Here is a 17,290-nt window from a genome sequence, read left to right as displayed (position 1 = left end):
GCTCATCCCCTACCCTACTGATCCGGTCGAAACCGGCTGACGCGACGACGTCCGGCTTCCCGAAAGCCAGGCCGTCCTGTGACAATGGCGTCGTGACTTTCGGACCCGACTCTCCGCAGCGTTTCTCCCAAGCCGATCTCGGCAACGCCCTCGCCCAGTGCGCCGGCTACGCCGCGGCGAGCGAGTGGGGCTCGCCCGCCACCCTGTTCGCACTCGTCCCGACCGCGGTCCTGGCACAACAGGCTCCGGGCCTAGTGGACGCCGACGACGATTCGGCGTTGAGTCCCGTCGTCCAGGAGTCCGGCGGTGGCGACCTCGAATCACTTCTGACCGCGGTCAGCTGGCCCGACGCGGTGGTCGGCTGCGCGGTCGTCACCGAGATAACAGTTCTGCCGCCGGAAGCCGAGTCGACGCTCGACGAGGCATTCGAACCGCTACTCGCGGACCCCGAGGCCGCGGACGCTGCCGCGCGCGACGCCGCGAAGGCCCATCCGGAACGCCGGGAGGCCCGCCTCATCGCGGGGGTACTGCGCAGCGGGCAACGGGTCGCCCTGCTGTCGCTGCGCGCCCGCGACGGCGAGGATCGCGCCGTCGAAGCCGACCTGCGAACCCACCCGAGTCTCGCGCCGAACGTGTTGGACGCGCTCGCCTCGACCTTCTGAACGCACCTAGCAGTGCGGCCGCGACCTGTCGGTGCCGAGTGACTTCAGCGCGTCGACCGCGCCGGAAAGCGTCTCGATCTTGACCAGTTCGATGCCGTCCGGAGCCTTCGACTCGGCGAGCGAGCAATTGCCTGCAGGCACCAGGAACACTGTCGCGCCCGCGTCTTTCGCCGCGCGGATCTTGTGGTCGATACCGCCGATCTCGCCGACCGTCCCATCCGGGTCGATGGTGCCTGTGCCAGCAACGAACTCTCCGTGCGAGAGGTCACCGGGTGTCATCTGGTCGATGATCGCCAACGTCATCATGGTGCCCGCCGACGGTCCCCCGATGTCGCCGACGTCGAACGTGACATCGAGTGACGGGTCCGCGGGCGCCGCACGCATAGTGATGCCGAGGTACGCCTTGGTCGGGTCATCCGGGCGCTTGGCCAACGTGACCTTCGCAGTTTGCTCGGCGGTTCCGCGCAGGAACTCGACGTCGACGGTGTCACCGGGCTTGTGCTGGGTGAGGACCTGCGCCACGTCCGCCATCGTCGTGACGGTGGTGCCGCCGATCGACGTGACGCGGTCACCTGCGGTGAGAACCGTCGACGCAGGCCCCTTGTCGGCGATCTCCTTCACCCCGACCGCGGTCGGCTTGTTCAGGTAGTTGAAAGCCGCAAGGGTCGCATCGTCTTCGCTGGTCGACATCTGCGCGAGGTTCTCCTGACGCACGTCTTCCTCACTCGCGCCCGGCTTGTAATAGGACTCGCGCGGCTGGAGTTCAGCTGACGGCGACAGCCACTTGCCCAACGCTTGGAACAAGGTGAGGCCGTCGAGCAACGACACCGTCGTCAGGTTCAGGTTGCCCTTCGGATTCGGGTCCACCGCACCGGCCACCTTCACCACCCGCTCAGGTCCGGCATCGGTCTCCACGGTGCCGAGCGTGTTGACGGTAGGGCCGGCGCCGAGCGCGACGTACGGGACCCGAACGAACATTCCGACGGCGATGAACGCGGCCAACAGAACGACCGCCACATAGATGGTGATGATCCGTCGGCGGTTGGGGTTGCTCGTCATCTGGCCCAGGGTAATCGAGCGTGCTGCGTCGAGCCCGACGGGAGGCGCTCGACGGACGGTACCGTGGAGGCATGAACGATCTCCCCTTCGGGTTCTCGTCGCACGGCGACAACGACGACGACCGAGATGACAAGGCCCAGAATCCGGGTGCCGCAGGCGGTTTCGACCCCAATATGCTCGGGCAGCTGTTCAACCAGCTCGGCAGCATGTTCAGCGGAATGGGTTCGGGCACAGGTGGCGGAGCCCAGTCCGGTCCCGTCAACTACGAGGTCGCAGCGAACCTCGCACGCCAGCAGATCGGCAACTTCACGCCGATGCTCGACAAGGAGGCGTCCGCCGTGGCCGACGCCGTCCGCCTCGCCGAGGTGTGGCTCGACGAGCAGACCACCCTGCCCGCAGGCATCACGACCACCGCGGCGTGGACGCCAGTCGACTGGTTGGAGAATTCCATGCCGACGTGGCGCACCCTGTGCGACCCGGTCGCCGAACAGATGGCGCGCGGCATGACCGACAACCTGCCGGAAGAGGCTCGCACGATGGCCGGGCCCATGCTCGGCATGCTCAGCCAACTGTCCGGCAGCATGTTCGGCAGCCAGCTCGGGCAAGGCCTCGGGACGCTCGCGAAGGACGTCCTAACGTCCACCGACATCGGCTTGCCGCTCGCCCCCGACAACACCGGCGTCCTATTGCCCGAGGCGATCGCCCGCTTCTCCGAGGGACTCGATCTCCCGGCACAGGAGATCATCGTGTTCCTCGCGGCACGGGAAGCCGCGCACGTCCGTCTCTTCACACACGTGCCGTGGCTCAAGCAGCGGCTGCTCGCGACCGTCGAGCAGTACGCGCGCGGGATCAGCATCGACTTCTCCGGCATGCAGGACCTCGCGCAGGGCATCGACCCGCAAGAACTGTTCAGCAACCCCGAGAAGATGGAACAGTTGATGGGTTCGGCTGCTGCGTTCGAACCGAAGAACACCCCCGATCAACAGGCTGCCCTCAGCCGACTCGAGACCCTTCTGGCCCTCGTCGAAGGCTGGGTGGAGACCGTGGTCTCCGCTGCGCTCGGCGACCGCATCCCCAGCACCCCGGCACTCACCGAGACGATGCGCCGCCGCCGCGCGACCGGCGGCCCGGCCGAGCAGATGTTCGCAACCCTCATCGGCCTCGACTTGCGTCCACGCAAACTCCGGGAGGCCGCCGACCTGTGGCGCAAGCTCACCGAAGCGTCCGACATCACCGTGCGCGACGGCGTGTGGGGCCACCCCGACCTGATGCCCGACTCCGACGACGTCGACTCCCCGGCAGGGTTCATCGACACTGTGATCGGCGGCGGCACGTCGTCATTCGACGACCCGATCGCAGAACTCGAGCGGACCATCGCCAAAGAGAAGAAAGAACGCGACAACGGGGACGCGAGCGACGACGGAGCCTGACCCGGCCTGTGGAATTCGTGCTCGACGGATAGGTGCCCCAGTGACATCGTGAGGCCATGACGTCGGGGGGCGAACTGCCACTGCCGGTACTCGTACCGGGAATTCCGGTGCTGGCGCGCAGCGATTCACGAGTGCATGTCGGATGCGATCCGAGGTCGGCGATTGTGCTCGCCGTGGCGCCCGGCGTCGATGCGCACGCCGTCGCCGACCTCCTTCAGACACTGCGTTCCCCGGTCCGCTACCGAGACATCGCGAAGCGGGTGCGCGCCACGGGACTCGACGCGGTGTCGTTCCGAGCGATGATCGACCGGCTCGTCGCCGCGGGCAAGGCCGTTGTCCTCGCGCCGCCGAGAACAGTCCCCGTGCACGTCCCCGGCTCCGGTGATGTCGCGACAGCGCTGTCAGGATCTTTGCGAGACGCGGGCATCGACGTCGACGACTCCTGCGACGGCGCCGGACTCGTCGTCGTCACCGACCAGCCGATCCCGGACCCGACCTTGGTCGCCGCCCTGATGGCTTCGGCGATACCCCATCTGACTGTGCACCTGCGTGACGGCGTCGGAATCGTCGGCCCACTCGTCCTACCGGGCAGCTCGGCGTGCCTACGGTGTATCGACCTGCACCGCGCCGACCTCGACCCGCAGTGGCCGGTCCTCGCTGCGTCGATGAACGCTCTCGCGGGTTACGCTTCGCGCACCGTCCTCGCTGCGACCGTCGCCGTCGCGTGCTCGCAGATCGAAGAGATCACCGCGGCATCGGCCCGCGCGACACCCGCCTGTGTCGGTCGAACGTTCCAATTCTCCGACCACCCGGCGCGCCTGACCTCGCACACCGTGACCCCCCACACACGGTGTGGGTGCGTTGTTGCATAGCTCACCTGCTCCCGGCTTCGGCCCGTCAACTATCCTCAGTGATGGGGAAAGGACACCATGAGCGACATCACTCGCGGCCAAGGCCGTCGTAACGCGAAACTGGCATCGCTGCCACTTGGTATGGCCGGCCGTGCCGTCGGCGGATTCGGCAAGCGCATGACTGGTAAGAGCAAAGAGGAAGTCAACGCCGAGCTCATGAACAAGACCGCGGAACAACTGTTCGCGGTCCTGGGTGAGTTGAAGGGTGGCGCGATGAAAGTCGGCCAGGCCCTATCGATCATGGAAGCGGCGATCCCCGACGAATTCGGCGAACCGTTCCGCGAAGCCTTGACTAAACTGCAGGCCGAAGCGCCGCCGATGCCGACGACCACCGTCCACAAGGTCCTCGACCAACAGCTCGGCACCAAGTGGCGCGACCGTTTCGTCTCCTTCGACGACGAACCCGCCGCGGCGGCCAGTATCGGCCAGGTCCACAAGGGGGTGTGGAAGGACGGGCGCGACGTCGCCGTCAAAGTCCAATATCCGGGTGCCGATCACGCGCTCAAAGCCGACCTGAAGACGTTGAGCCGCATGTCGGGTCTCATCCAGAAGTTGTCGCCCGGCACCGACGTCAAATCCATGTTCGACGAGCTCATCGACCGTACCGAGGACGAACTCGACTACATCTCCGAAGCCGAGAATCAGCGCGCCTTCGCCAAAGCCTTCGACGGCGACCCCGACTTCGTGGTCCCGAAGGTCGTCGCCAGCGCACCGAAGGTCATCGTCTCCGAATGGGTCGACGGTAAACGGCTGTCGAAGATCATCGCCGACGGCACCCAGGAAGAACGCAACGCCGCCGCGACCAAGATGACGACGTTCGAGGTCAGTTCACCGTCTCGCGTCGGTCTCCTCCACGGCGATCCTCACCCTGGCAATTTCTTCGTCCTCGACGACGGTCGGTTCGGAATCCTCGACTTCGGAGCGATCGGCCACTACCCGGACGGCCTTCCCGCGCAGACCGGCGAGATCCTCGCATTGGCTCGCGACAAGAAGTACGACCAACTCCGTGACCTCATGGTCGAGAACGACTTCATCCGCGCGTCCCACGCCGACCGGGTGACCGCCGACGACCTCGCGAACTATCTTCAGCCGTACGTCGACCCGCTCTACAACGACACATTCCACTTCACCCGCAACTGGCTTCAGCGCGCCGCTGGCCAGGCCACCGACCTCACGGGTGACGTGTACAAGACCTCGCGCAACCTCAACGTCCCCCGCGAGTACGTGATGGTGTTCCGTGTCCTCATCGGCTGTGTCGGCATTGCCGCGCAACTCAACGCCGAAGCGCCGTACCGAGCGATCATGGCGGAATGGGTGCCGGGTATCGCTTGAGCCGTGTCCCGGATGCGTTCTTGTCTCTGAACCAACCCGACACCGCTCAGGCCGAGCAGTGCGGTGGGGCACGGTGCTCGACCTGAGTGGTGTTGGTTTGTGAGGTTGAGCGGCAGGGGCATCATTCGACCGGGTTCTTGCGCGGCCTGCCACGGGGCCGCTTGCGGGCGACGACAGTGCCACCGGAGAAGATCTCGCCGCCCCAGACGCCCCACGGCTCAGCGTTCTCGAGGGCGACCTCGAGGCACTGAACGCGAAGCGGACACTCCTTGCAGAGCGCTTTGGCCTGTTCCAGGTGGCCGGGCTGCTCCGCGAACCAGAGGTCGGCTTCAGTGCTCTGGCAGGGCAGTTCGATAATGTTTCGCCGCACCGTGTTCGGTGACAGCATCGGGGTACTCATGTAGTCGGGCTCTCTCATCTGGTGATGAACGGGTGTTCTCGATGTGAACCCCGGCCGACTCGATCGACGAACGAGTAAGGCCACGGTTCGCTTGTCGCGATTCGCCGTGGCCTCGTCTGTTCCGCGCTAGTTGGTGACTAGGTGGTTCGGAACGGCTGTCGACAGCCGGGACGGGTTACGGGGAATCGCCGGCGCGCTCGCGCGACAGCTCCTGCTGCTGCAGTGGCGTCTGGTGCCACATGCCAGGTGTTCTTGATCATTTCGCGCAACTCCCTTCCGTCCTTGTCTCCACCACACGCCGAGATGGGCGTGTCACTTACTCGGACTACTGTATGCGCGAGCGGAGACTCGCACAACCTATTTTCTACCTGCGGTTTTGCCGAATTCTAGTCAGCCGAACAGGCCGTCGTCGACGACGGCGAGGACTTCGGCTCCGATGACGTCAGTCCGTTCGGCCCCGAACCCGCGGACCGCGGCCAACTCGTCCAAGCTCAACGGGAGTTCCGTCGCGATCCGTCGGATCATCATCGTGCTCATCACGTTGACCGGCGCGATGTCCTGTCGTTTCGCGTAACTGGCCCGCCACGCCGTCAACGCCTTCACCACATTGCGGTCCGGTTCATCGCGAGGCTCATCGCGCCCGGTCGTCGACGGCGACGGGAGCAGCCCATCGAGGAACTGGGAACGTTTACGGGACGAGCGTCGGCCGTCGCCGCGGGACAGGCTCCACGAGAGGTGCAGGTGCTCGCGTGCCCGCGTCACCCCAACGTAGAACAGTCGGCGTTCCTCCTCGATTTCCTCGCGGGTGCCGGTCGCTCTCCCCAACGGCACCGATCCCTCGTGGAGTCCGGTGAGGAACACTGCATCCCATTCGAGGCCTTTGGCAGCGTGCATCGACGACAAGGTGATCCCGTCGACGACGAGTGCGTGCCGCGACTTCGATCGGTTGTCGAGTTCTTTGACGACGGTCGGGAAGTCGGCGGACGGCCGCTCGGCCGCGATGGCTTCGACGATCTCGACGAGCCGCAACAACTGCTGCCATCGGGCTTTCGCGTTGGCGCCGGCCGGCTCGGCTTCAGTGAGTCCGACGGGCGCGAGTACATGCCGCACTGCGTCGATCACGCCCATGTCGATCACGCCCACCGGCGGCGGCGGGCCTTCGGCGAGAGTCGTGAGTCGACGCATGGCGGCGGCGATCTCGGGCCGCGCGAAGAACCCTTGGTCGCCGCGTACCTGGTATTCGATGCCCGCCTCGGACAACGCCTCCTCGTACTGTTGGGATTGGGCGTTAATCCGGTACAGGATCGCGATCTCCGTCGCCGGTACACCGGCTCGTAGAAGCTTCTTGCATTCGGCGACGACGCACACGACTTCGCTCTCGGCGTCCTCGTTCTCGGCGAATACAGGTGCCGGTCCGGGCGTGCGCTGACCGACCAGTTGCAGTCGTGTTCCCGCGATACGGCCAACGGCGTTGCCGATCACCCGGTTCGCCAAGTCGACCACTTCGGGTGTGGAACGGTAGTCGCGTTGCAGTCGGACGAGCGTGGCATCCGGAAAGCGACGAGTGAAGTCGAGCAGATAGTCCGGGGTCGCTCCGGTGAAACTGTAGATCGTCTGATTGGCGTCACCGACCACCGTCAGGTCGTCGCGCTCCCCCAGCCACGCGTCAAGCAGATTCTGTTGGATAGGCGTGACGTCCTGGTATTCGTCGACGACGAAGCTCCGATACCGCGTCCGAAACTCTTCGGCGATCGACGGTTCGGCCTGCAGGATCAACGTCGTGTAGATGATCAGGTCTTCGAAGTCGAGGAGACGGTCGCCGCCCGGAGATACTTTCGCGTCCTCGTAGGCAGCGAACACTTCAGCGACCGTCCGCGCGTCGGTCGGCAGGTCGCGGTGATTACCGGCCGCTGCCGCCGGGAAATCGGCTGGCCCGACGTTCGACGACTTCGCCCATTCGATCTCCGACGCCAGGTCACGGATCAGATCGCGGTCGGCGGCGTCGAGGCCCGCCTCCTGTGCGATACGCGAGACGAGCCGGAACTTGTTGTCGAGGAGTTCCCACCCAGCCGATCCCATGACGCGGGGCCAGAAGTACCTGAGTTGGCGTAATGCGGCGGCGTGGAAGGTCTGGGCGACGACGGTTCCACCAGACCCGGACACGCCGAGACCCGCGAGGCGTTCCCGCATCTCGGCCGCCGCTCGCGCCGTGAACGTAACCGCCAGCACTTGGCTCGGATTTACCTGGCCCGACTCGATGAGATGCGCGATCCGCCGCGTGATGGTCCTGGTCTTGCCGGTGCCCGCTCCTGCGAGCACGCATACCGGTCCCCGCGGCGCCGTCACCGCCGCACACTGCTCCGGGTCTAATCCGTCCAGTGCGCTAGTCCGAGTCTCTGCCATCACTGCCACATCCCGACACTCTCACACGCCTCCGACAACTCTCGGCTCGCCAATGCGCCGCACGACACGCGAGAGTAGATACCTACATGAGCCCCAACTTAGACATCACTTCGCCGACAGCAGGGTTCGTCGCCGTCGACCCGTCGCCGTACAGTGCGGTCGGCACCACGTGGTTTCCGCCGTTGACCGAGCCGACGAATTCGGCTGCCTCCGGGTTCGCTTCGATGTCGATCTCGGTGTAGTCGACCTTGTTTCGGTCGAGTCCTGCTTTGAGTCGGTTACAGAACGGGCACCAGCTGGTGGTGTACAGGGTGAGTGCGGGATTCGCTGCGTCGCTCATGACGTCAATCCCAACACATCGCCGGCTGATCTCAACACATCGGGGCAGCGTCACCCACGCGGGGCGCGCGCCCACGATTCGATGAGGCTGCGGGCGATGGAGATCGATCCGGGCACCATGAGTCGAGTGTCGGGGTCGTCGACTCCCCAGTCGGCGTTGCGGTCGAGCGCGGCGAGAACCTCGTCGCGATGGAACCATTGAGCGTCGCCGAGCTCCCCATCTCGGAGTTCGACCGGCTCGGCGGGGTCGCCTACGGCTTCGAAACCGCACATGAGCGAACGAGGAAACGGCCACGGCTGGGACCCGAGGTATCGAGGGTCACGGACGGCGATGCCTGCTTCTTCGAGGGCTTCGCGTCGCACACACTGTTCGAGGGACTCGCCGGGTTCGACGAATCCGGCGAGGGTGGAGAACCATTTGTCGGGCCAGACGGCCTGTCTGCCGAGGAGGACGCGGTCGGCTCCGTCGTGGATCACCATGATGACGGCGGGGTCGGTGCGCGGGAACTCGTCGACTCCGGCAGCGTTGCGCATCAACCAGCCCCCTTGCGCAGGGACGGCGGCCGAGCCGTCGACCGGCGAGTAACCAGCGGTCCGATGCCAGTTGAGCATGCCGACGGCGGTGGCGAGAAGCCCGGCCTCGTCGTGCGACAGTCGGTGAGCGCCGGTGCGGGGGTCGGCGAGTTCGCCGGCCACGTGGTCGACGCGGATGGCCCACCGGTAGCCGTCGGCCTCGCCGAGGAACACCGCGTGGATGGGCGGCTGGTCGCCTTCGGCGTGCTGCCAGGCGATGGCGCCGTCGGCATCCACCCGATAGCGACCCTGGTGGTCGACGTGGAGGACTGTGGCGCCGGCCCACGCTTGAGCGAGCCGGTCGGGGTGTTTGCGGATCTGGTCGGCGCGGTCGAATGCGGCGCGCGCCAGCATCGGGGGCTCGATGAGTTCGAACGTCGCCATCAGGCGGGTCCTCCCTGTCGGACGTAGAGGAGTCGGTCACCGACCTCGATCGCTTCGACTTCGGGGTCGCCGACCCGGTACAGCTTGCCTTCGCGGACCACGCCGAGGACGAGGTCCTTGGTGTGCGCGGGCGAACCCCCGGACTCGGACGGCTCCACTTCGCGTTCAGCGATCGCGTAGCCCTCTTCCGGGCTGAGGAGGTCCTCGACGACTTCGACGACTGACGGTGTGATGGTTGCGATGCCGAGGAGGCGTCCCGCGGTCTCGGAGGAGACGACAACGGAGTTCGCGCCGGACTGACGCATCAGATGCGTGTTCTCGGCTTCTCGAATCGATGCGACGATCTTGGCGCGCGGGTTGATCTCGCGAGCGGTGAGCGTAGCGAGAACCGCGGTGTCGTCGCGGTTGGCGGCGATGACGATCGCGGCGGCGTACTGGACACCCGCCAAGCGCAGAACGTCCGACTTAGTGGCGTCACCGCGGACGGTGACCAAGCCGTGGGCCGCCGCAGCTTCCAGGGCCGCGCTGTCGTTGTCGACGACGACGATCTCGGCTGGCTTTCCTCCGTCCGCGATAACCGCGTCGACGGCGGTGCGTCCCTTGGTGCCGTACCCGACGACGATCGTGTGGTTGCGCACGCGGTTTCTCCAGTTCTGGATCTTGATGGCCTGTCGGGACCGTTCGGTCAGCACTTCCAGAGTCGTGCCGATGAGCACGATCAGGAACAGCACGCGGAGCGGCGTGATGAAGATGACGTTCACTAGCCGCGCTGACTCGGTGATCGGCGTGACATCGCCGTATCCGGTGGTCGACAGGGTGACCGCCGAATAGTAGAGCGCGTCGAGGTAGCTGAGAGCTGTGCCTTTCGCGTCCCGGTATCCGCCGCGGTCTAGGTAGACGACGATGGAGCAGGCGAATAATGCGATGAGTGCCCAGAGGATGCGCTTGCCGATCGCCCGCCCGGGACTCTGTTCGAGTTCGGGGATCCGGACGACGCCGACGAGCGCGTAGTCGGGCTCGTCTACCAGGCCGCCTCTGCGACGCAGTCGTTTGCGCACAGGCTGAGGCTACTGCATCGGGCCCGACGGTATGGGCGGCGGTATGACGGTCGGCGGAACGGCTTCCTGGGAGTGTCCGGCGAGCATCTCGGCGAGTCGGTCGGCGTCGGGCAGTGCGTCGGGTTCGAGGGTGAAGCCGTGCCTGACATACACGAACGCGGCCCGAACTCGGTCGAGGTCGACGTCGGCGAGCTGCGCCCACGCGACCCGGTAGGCGGCAAGCTGCACGAACAGGGACACGCGTTTGGCGGGTTCGGGGATGGCTCCGGTCTTCCAGTCGACGACGAGCCAGTGGTCGCCGTCGCGGAACACGGCGTCCATCCGGCCGCGGACCACCGTCTCGCCGATGACGGTCTCGAAGCCGACTTCGACGTCGACTGGCGTCCGGTCAGCCCACGGCGAGGCGAGAAACTTGTCGCGGAGGACGGCGAGGTCGTCGTCGGCGACGTCACCGGTCGAGGCGTCGGCGGCACCGGGAAGTTCGTCCATGTCGAGGAGTCGGGTGGCGCCGAATCGGCGTTCGAGCCACGCGTGGAATGCCGTGCCGCGCCGGGCCAGCGGGTTGGGACGGAACGGGACGGGGCGCCGCAGTCGCGCGGCGAACGCTTGCTCATCGGTGTCGAGTTCGACGAGCTCGCTCACCGAGAGATGACCGGGCAGTGCGACATCGACGACGGGGTCTCGCTCGCGCGCGTGTTCGTCGAGAAGGACCGTGACTTCGTCGCGCCAAGCACGGATGTCGGGGTCGTCGGTCGGCGCGTCGTCGACGGTGAACAGCCCGTGCGCGGCGCGCGCCGATGACACGAGGTCGGCGGCGGCCACCATCGGGGCACGACGGTCGCCGAGTCGGTCGACGGGCCAGGCGACGGCGACTTGTTGCTCGATGAGCGGGTTGGCGGAGCCGGGCTCCGGGTCGGGGGCGTCGACATCAATAGAGAAGGCCGCGGGATCGACGCCGGCGACCGTCCCGTCCGCTGCTCGGGCGACGTGTTCGGCGAGTTCGGTGTAGAACGGCGATCCGCCGCGCGGCTTGTCGCCGGTCTCGGACCAGTGGTGGGCCGACACGAGCAGAGTGTGTTTGGCCCGGGTAACCGCGACGTAGAGGAGTCGTCGGTCTTCGTCGAGTCGGCGATCGGCGACCGCGGCCTTGTGCTCGTCGATCGCGGCCTCGAGTTCTTTGCGGTCGGCAAGTCCGGCGAGGTCGATCGGCGGATAGCCTTCACCGCCCGGTTCATCGGCGAGGTCGCCGCGCAGCGCTGCGGGCAGTTCGCGGGCCGATCCAAGCCAGGTGGTCTCGGCTTTGCCGCTCGGAAAGATCCGGTCAGCGATATGCGGCAGCGCGACGACATCCCATTCGAGGCCTTTGGCGGCATGGACGGTGAGGATCTGGACGCGCTCTTCGGCGACTTCGACGCGGCCGGCTTCCAGCCCTTTCTCGACGGCTTCGGCGGTGTCCAGGAAAGCGAGCAGTCCCGGCAGGGTGGCGCCGGAGCGTTCGGCGTAGTGGGTCACGTAGTCGGCGAACGCATCGAGGTGTTCACGACCGGTGATGCGTCCGCGCATACGGCGCGCCCGGATCTGTGCTTCGACGGCGACGCCGACGGTCTGCTCGACGTCGGCGACGAGTTCGGGCAGCGGCTGGCCGATCCGTCGACGTAGAGCTTCCAATTGTCTTCCGAAGGTCACGATGCGCTCGTAGCCTGCCGGACTGTATCTGCCTGCGGCTCCGGGGTCGGCGAGGGCATCGCACAGGCCTGCCGAGTCGACGGCTTCCCCGGGAAGGGCCGCGTCGAGCGCGTCACCGAGAGCGTCGGGCGTGGTGACCGCGCCAGTGGTCGGTGCGTCGGCACCGGCAGCCAGTTCTCGGGCCCGCCGCCACAGAGCGGCGAGGTCGGCTGCGCCGAGCTGCCAACGGGCTCCAGTCAGTAGTCGCATGGCTGCGGTTCCAGCCATCGGGTCGGCCATCAGTCGGAGGGTGGCGACGATGTCGGTGATCTCCGGGACGTGTAGCAATCCGCCGATGCCGACGACTTCGGCGGGGATGCCACGTCGTTCGAGTTCGGCGGCGAGTGGCGCCGAGTCTTCGTTGCGCCGCACCAAGATTGCGGTGGTCGGCGGAGCCGTCTGGTCGCGTTCGGCGCTCCGGTAGTAGTCCTCGATCCGGTCGGCGATCCACTTGCGTTCAGCGATGACAGTGTCAGTCAACGCGAGCCGGACTGTGCCGTCGGGTGCCTCCGGGCGCGCGCGGAGCACGCTGACGGGGACGCCCCGGCGGCGGAGTTCTTCCGAGGTCGCGTTGGCGAGGTGAAGCGCGGCACGGCAGTTGCGCCAACTCGTCAACAGTTCGCGCCGGTGCGCACCGGTTCCGTCGTTGCGGGGGAAGTCGAGCGCGAACCGCGGAAGGTTGGCCGCCGATGCTCCACGCCACCCGTAGATCGACTGGATCGGGTCGCCGACGGCGGTTACCGCGATCGCAGGAGTCCCGGTCGGTTGGACACCGCCGAATAGCTTCGACAACAGGATGCGCTGGGAGTGTCCGGTGTCCTGGTATTCGTCGAGGAGAACGGCGCGGATCCCGGATCGTTCCGCGGACACTACTTCCGGATGGGTGGCGACGAGCCGCGCGGCGAGCGACATCTGGCTGCCGAAGTCGAGCGCGCCCTGTGCGGTCATGGCTTCGCCGAGCGCGACGACGAGCGGGATCAGCTCGCGTCGTTCGTCGATGACGGCCTGGTAGTCGCGCAGCTTCTTGCTCGGTTCGTCCTTCTGCCGCGGGCCTTTGGGCAAGGTGTCGACCAGCTGGTACAAATCCTGTCCCGCGGCCTGCAGATCGTCGACATCGACGAGATGTTCGGCCATCTCCGAGTAGAGGCGGAGGACAGCCTCGGTGACCGACGACGGAACCTTGGTTGTGGTCAGTTCACCGGGCCACGACGCGACGACAGAGAACGCGAGTTGCCACAGTTCGGTCTCGCTGAGCAGCGTCGACGTTGGTTCAACTGGGAGGAGCAAGCCGTAATCGGCGATGAGTCGTCCGGCGTACGCGTGGTACGTGCTCACTTCGGCGTCGGCGCTGCGCAGCCTGCTCGCGAGCGAGCCGCCCGGATCCCATTCGAGGAGGGCCGGGCTGCCCGCCAACATCGAGAGTCGACGCCGGATGCGCGCGGCGAGTTCGCTGGCCGCCTTCCGAGTGAACGTCAGTCCGAGGATCTCCTCTGGCCCGACGAGCTGGTTGGCGACGAGCCACACCACGCGGGACGCCATGGTCTCCGTCTTGCCTGCGCCCGCCCCTGCGACGACGAGCATCGGTTCCATCGGCGCTTCGATGACGTCCACCTGCTCGTCGGTTGGCGGCGGGAGACCGAGCGCCGCGGCGATCGATCGAGCCCCGATCCGGGGACGTTCAGTCATCGGTGACCGCCTTTCCGCGCAGTTGCGCCGGGCATGCGGCGTGCAGCGAGCAGTGTCCGCACCCCGCATTCGGAGTCGCCTCGAACACCGGTCCCACGCTCGACGCGGCGGCTCGACGGACCACGCCGATCCATTCGTCGACCTGTTCGGTAGTCAGTGGCGACTGTAGCCGCTCGGCGGCTCCGGTCTTCTTGTTCGCGGAGTTCACGTAGATCAGGCGTCCGCCGCCAGGTTCGGTCGCGGGCACTCCGTCGACCCCACCGAGCATCAACGCGAGTTGGTAGGCGGCGAGTTGCGGATGTTCCTGGGCGTCGGCGACGCTGATGACAGTCTTCCCGGTCTTCACGTCGACGATCACCGGTCGGCCCGACTCGTCGGTCTCGAGGCGGTCGATCCTTCCGACGAGACGCACTGCCATGTCGTCGGGCCGGTCCCGCGGCAGATCGGCGGACAGCTCTACTTCGACGCCTGCCTCGGACAGTTCGGCGCGCGAAGACCTCAGCCAGTCGCGGAAGTGGGTGAGCATTGCTTCGGCGCGTTCGAGTTCGCGCGCCGAATACCACTGCGCAGGCGACGCGACTCTCGCCCACACCTCGTGGAGGGCGGCACTGACCTCGTCCGGGTCCATCGCGCCCGCGACGGCTTGGACGAGGGTGTGCACCAGGGTGCCGGTGACCGCCTGTTCGGCGTCGCCGTCGCGCCCACCGTGGCGTTCCATCATCCAGCGCAGCGAACATCGGGTGAGCGCTTCGACGTTCGACGGCGACAATGATCGGGCGCCTCGTTCGGGTGTCCACAACGGCTCGTCGGTGCTGGGACCGACCAGACCGAACCATTCGGCGGGGTCAGCTCCCGGCACGCCGGCCTGCGCCAACTGTGCGAGCAGCGAGGCGGCGGACGCTGCCCGTTCGTCTGGCTCCTCGGCATCGCCGATAAGGACGGCTTCGGTTCCGGTGACGACGGCGGCCCGCAGATCGGCGACCAGCGACGGCAACGACAGCACTCGGTCGACGCCTGGGTCAAGCGGCACCTCGTCGGCATGTTCGCCGTCTGTCGGCTCGCCGTGAGCAGATTCGTCGCCGAAGCCGCCGAGCGCGTCGGCGATCTCCGGAATGAAGCGGGACGGCGACGCGTCGCCGGTACCGTCTTCCACCGCGGTCACTAGAAGCTGCGACCGCGCGCGCGAGCACGCGACGAGCAGCAGTCGACGTTCGTCGGCGAGCATCACCGAGCCGCGAGAGATCGAGTCGAGAGCGTCGGCGTCGACGCCGTCGAGCAGGTCGAGCAGCGCGGGCGTGTGCAGGATGCTGCCGCGGCTGCGCAGCGACGGCCACAGTCCATCGAGGACGCCTGGCACCGCGACGACTGCCCACTCCCGGCCCGACGCGGCGTGTGCGGACAGGACCGCGACGGTGTCGGACGCGGCGACCGCGACGCGTGAGGACCGCGGAATCTGCAGTTGCCCGAGGTAGTCGACGAAACCGCGCAACGATGCGGACGGCAGGTTGTCGGTGAACGATCCGGCGGCCTCGAACATGGCGAGCATCGCGTCGAGGTCGCGGTCGGCCTGGTCCCCGATGCGGCCGCCGCGCAACGACCGGGCACGCCAGCGCCGTTCCAGACCGCTCGCCTGCCAGGCGCGCCACAGGGTCTCCTCGACGCCGACACCCGCCTGTTCGGCGCGCCGAGCTGCCCCGATCACTTTCGTGACCTGCTTGAGTGGCAGGCCTTCGAAGTCGGTCATCGACGCCAGATAGTCGGCGGCATCGTCGTCGGAGGTGAGCGCCAGCCCGAGAGAGGTCAGTGAGTCCCGGTCGATGCCCGCCGCGTCGTCGATGCGGCGCACTCCGCGCCGCAAGCGACGCAGTTGCGCGGGATCTGCCGCCCCGATGGGGCCGGAGAAGAGCGCGATCGCCTCGTCGCCGTCGACGGTGTCGCCCGCCGCGAGACGCAGCGCGAGGGTGAACGCCTGCACGGCCCGTTGCCGGTGGATCGGAACATCGCTCGTCGGCGTGGCCATCGGCACCCCGGCCGATGAGAACGCGCGGCGCAGCGCGGGCAGGGCACGCGGCACTGACCGGACGATCACCGCCATCTGTGACCACGGGACGCCGTCGAACAAGTGGGCGCGACGCATCATGTCGGCCACTGCGGTCGCTTCTTTCGCGTCCGAGGAGAACACGCGCACCGTGGCGTGGCCGACGTCCTCGGGTCGGCTCGAGGTCACCGCCGCGACCGGATGCGGCCGCGCTCCCGGCAGCCGCGCGGTCAAGGCTCGCGTCACTGTGTTGATCCGACTTCGGCTCCGGTGGTCGACGTCGAGCACGATGTCGCGGGCGCCGTCGGCGGCGAGCCCGTCGGCGAAGCGCGGGCTCGCGCCGCGGAAGCCGAACACGGACTGGTCGGTGTCGGCGGCGACCACCACGGAATCGGCTCCCGTACCGAGCGCTTCGACGAGTCGGGCCGCCTGCGGGTCGAGATGCTGCGCGTCGTCGACGAGCAGGTGGCGGATGCGCTGTCGTTGGGCGGCGAGCAGGTGTACGTCGATCGCGAATGCCGACAGTGCCGATCCGATCAGCTCGGCGGCGTCGACGGCGGTCGCGCTCGCGAGCGGTGCGTCGAGGCCGACTGCTCCCCGCAACAGCATGCCTTGCTCGTACTGCCGATACGCGTGGGCGGCAGCCACCCACTCGGGTTTGCGGTGGCGGCGACCGAGTTCGGCGAGGTCTTCGGGGCCGAGCCCCCGCTCGGCGGCGCGCATCAGCAGGTCGCGCAGTGCTTGCGCGAAGCCGTCCGTGGTCAGTGCCGGACGCAGGTGCGCTGGCCAGAAGTCGGCGCCGTCTTCGACGTCGCCCGCGAGCAGTTCGCGCAGGACCACGTCTTGTTCGGATCCGGTGACCAGTCGTGGCGGCGGGTTACCGTGCGCCTGGGCCTGCAGCCGCAGTACCGCGAACGCGTACGAATGGACGGTGCGTACGAGTGGTTCGCGCAGCGCGCCGCCGAGTCGGCCGCCCGCGGACAGCACGCGGCGCGTGATCTCGTTGCGCAGACTGGTGGCCGCCCGACGGTTCGCGGCGAGCACGAGAACGGATTCGGGGTCGACGGTCGGGTCGAGCAGTCGCGCGACAGCGATGTCGACCAGCAGCGCGGTCTTCCCGGTGCCCGGGCCGCCATGGACCCGGTACGGATGCCACGGGCGCGCGGAATCGGTCGCGTGCGGCCCGTCGATCAGGGCACGAGCGCGTTCGGACCACACGCGTTCGACCGAACCGACATCGGGCGGCGCGGTGACGAGTCGCGTGTTCGGGCGGGCCATGCACAACATCGA

General features: G+C 67.3%; 12 protein-coding genes. 4 read left to right on the top strand and 8 right to left on the bottom strand.

Annotated features, from left to right (window positions below):
- Positions 1-92: 92 nt before the first annotated feature.
- Positions 93-662 carry a PPA1309 family protein gene (locus MP11Mi_RS11350; protein ID WP_420039029.1) on the top strand — a complete coding sequence of 190 codons (570 nt, stop codon included), beginning with the start codon at positions 93-95 and terminating at the stop codon, positions 660-662.
- A gap of 6 nt (positions 663-668) precedes the next feature.
- On the opposite strand, the gene MP11Mi_RS11345 is transcribed toward MP11Mi_RS11350, so the two are convergent.
- Positions 669-1,721, bottom strand: a complete 1,053-nt coding sequence (locus MP11Mi_RS11345) for a YlbL family protein (protein ID WP_420039028.1) — start codon at positions 1,719-1,721, stop codon at positions 669-671.
- A gap of 71 nt (positions 1,722-1,792) precedes the next feature.
- Here MP11Mi_RS11345 and MP11Mi_RS11340 point away from each other — a divergent pair, with 71 nt between their 5' ends.
- From MP11Mi_RS11340 to MP11Mi_RS11330, 3 genes are read left to right on the top strand one after another with little or no spacing between them, the layout of a single operon-like run.
- Positions 1,793-3,151, top strand: coding sequence for a zinc-dependent metalloprotease (locus MP11Mi_RS11340; protein ID WP_420039027.1), 1,359 nt, complete (start codon positions 1,793-1,795; stop codon positions 3,149-3,151).
- 56 nt (positions 3,152-3,207) lie between these two features.
- Positions 3,208-4,023, top strand: coding sequence for a hypothetical protein (locus MP11Mi_RS11335; RefSeq protein ID WP_420039026.1), 816 nt, complete (start codon positions 3,208-3,210; stop codon positions 4,021-4,023).
- A gap of 57 nt (positions 4,024-4,080) precedes the next feature.
- Positions 4,081-5,394, top strand: coding sequence for an ABC1 kinase family protein (locus MP11Mi_RS11330; protein ID WP_420039025.1), 1,314 nt, complete (start codon positions 4,081-4,083; stop codon positions 5,392-5,394).
- Between the two features lie 121 nt (positions 5,395-5,515).
- On the opposite strand, the gene MP11Mi_RS11325 is transcribed toward MP11Mi_RS11330, so the two are convergent.
- The 7 genes from MP11Mi_RS11325 to MP11Mi_RS11295 all read right to left on the bottom strand — a co-directional run bounded on the left by MP11Mi_RS11325 (position 5,516) and on the right by MP11Mi_RS11295 (position 17,278).
- Positions 5,516-5,794 (bottom strand): WhiB family transcriptional regulator, encoded by a 279-nt coding sequence (locus MP11Mi_RS11325; protein ID WP_420039024.1) that lies wholly within the window; start codon positions 5,792-5,794, stop codon positions 5,516-5,518.
- A 390-nt stretch (positions 5,795-6,184) separates the two neighbouring features.
- Positions 6,185-8,197 (bottom strand): ATP-dependent helicase, encoded by a 2,013-nt coding sequence (locus MP11Mi_RS11320; RefSeq protein ID WP_420039023.1) that lies wholly within the window; start codon positions 8,195-8,197, stop codon positions 6,185-6,187.
- 82 nt (positions 8,198-8,279) lie between these two features.
- Complete coding sequence (locus MP11Mi_RS11315) at positions 8,280-8,537, bottom strand: mycoredoxin (RefSeq protein ID WP_420039022.1); 258 nt, start codon at positions 8,535-8,537, stop codon at positions 8,280-8,282.
- A gap of 50 nt (positions 8,538-8,587) precedes the next feature.
- Complete coding sequence (gene nudC / locus MP11Mi_RS11310; RefSeq protein ID WP_420039021.1) at positions 8,588-9,493, bottom strand: NAD(+) diphosphatase; 906 nt, start codon at positions 9,491-9,493, stop codon at positions 8,588-8,590.
- Positions 9,493-10,551: a potassium channel family protein gene (locus tag MP11Mi_RS11305; protein ID WP_420039020.1), complete on the bottom strand. Its 1,059-nt coding sequence runs from the start codon at positions 10,549-10,551 to the stop codon at positions 9,493-9,495. The genes nudC and MP11Mi_RS11305 overlap by 1 nt, the downstream gene beginning before the upstream one ends.
- 9 nt (positions 10,552-10,560) lie before the next feature.
- Positions 10,561-13,962 carry an ATP-dependent helicase gene (locus tag MP11Mi_RS11300; protein ID WP_420039019.1) on the bottom strand — a complete coding sequence of 1,134 codons (3,402 nt, stop codon included), beginning with the start codon at positions 13,960-13,962 and terminating at the stop codon, positions 10,561-10,563.
- A complete protein-coding gene (locus MP11Mi_RS11295; protein ID WP_420039018.1) occupies positions 13,955-17,278 on the bottom strand; it encodes an ATP-dependent helicase in 3,324 nt (1,107 codons plus the stop codon). The genes MP11Mi_RS11300 and MP11Mi_RS11295 overlap by 8 nt, the downstream gene beginning before the upstream one ends.
- Positions 17,279-17,290 lie beyond the last annotated feature (12 nt).

This window comes from Gordonia abscondita (genome assembly GCF_032711245.1).
In the GTDB taxonomy this organism is placed as follows: Bacteria; Actinomycetota; Actinomycetes; order Mycobacteriales; family Mycobacteriaceae; genus Gordonia.
The sequence above is the reverse complement of the archived record's forward strand: the minus strand, read 5'-3'. Positions and strand labels throughout refer to the sequence as shown.

Bases quoted from the DNA above. Each gene is read 5' to 3' on its own strand.
- MP11Mi_RS11345 (WP_420039028.1), bottom strand. From the start codon at position 1,721: ATGACGAGCAACCCCAACCGCCGACGGATCATCACCATCTATGTGGCG.
- MP11Mi_RS11340 (WP_420039027.1), top strand. From the start codon at position 1,793: ATGAACGATCTCCCCTTCGGGTTCTCGTCGCACGGCGACAACGACGAC.
- MP11Mi_RS11335 (WP_420039026.1), top strand. From the start codon at position 3,208: ATGACGTCGGGGGGCGAACTGCCACTGCCGGTACTCGTACCGGGAATT.
- MP11Mi_RS11330 (WP_420039025.1), top strand. From the start codon at position 4,081: ATGAGCGACATCACTCGCGGCCAAGGCCGTCGTAACGCGAAACTGGCA.
- MP11Mi_RS11325 (WP_420039024.1), bottom strand. From the start codon at position 5,794: ATGAGTACCCCGATGCTGTCACCGAACACGGTGCGGCGAAACATTATC.
- MP11Mi_RS11320 (WP_420039023.1), bottom strand. From the start codon at position 8,197: ATGGCAGAGACTCGGACTAGCGCACTGGACGGATTAGACCCGGAGCAG.
- MP11Mi_RS11315 (WP_420039022.1), bottom strand. From the start codon at position 8,537: ATGAGCGACGCAGCGAATCCCGCACTCACCCTGTACACCACCAGCTGG.
- nudC (WP_420039021.1), bottom strand. From the start codon at position 9,493: ATGGCGACGTTCGAACTCATCGAGCCCCCGATGCTGGCGCGCGCCGCA.
- MP11Mi_RS11300 (WP_420039019.1), bottom strand. From the start codon at position 13,962: ATGACTGAACGTCCCCGGATCGGGGCTCGATCGATCGCCGCGGCGCTC.
- MP11Mi_RS11295 (WP_420039018.1), bottom strand. From the start codon at position 17,278: ATGGCCCGCCCGAACACGCGACTCGTCACCGCGCCGCCCGATGTCGGT.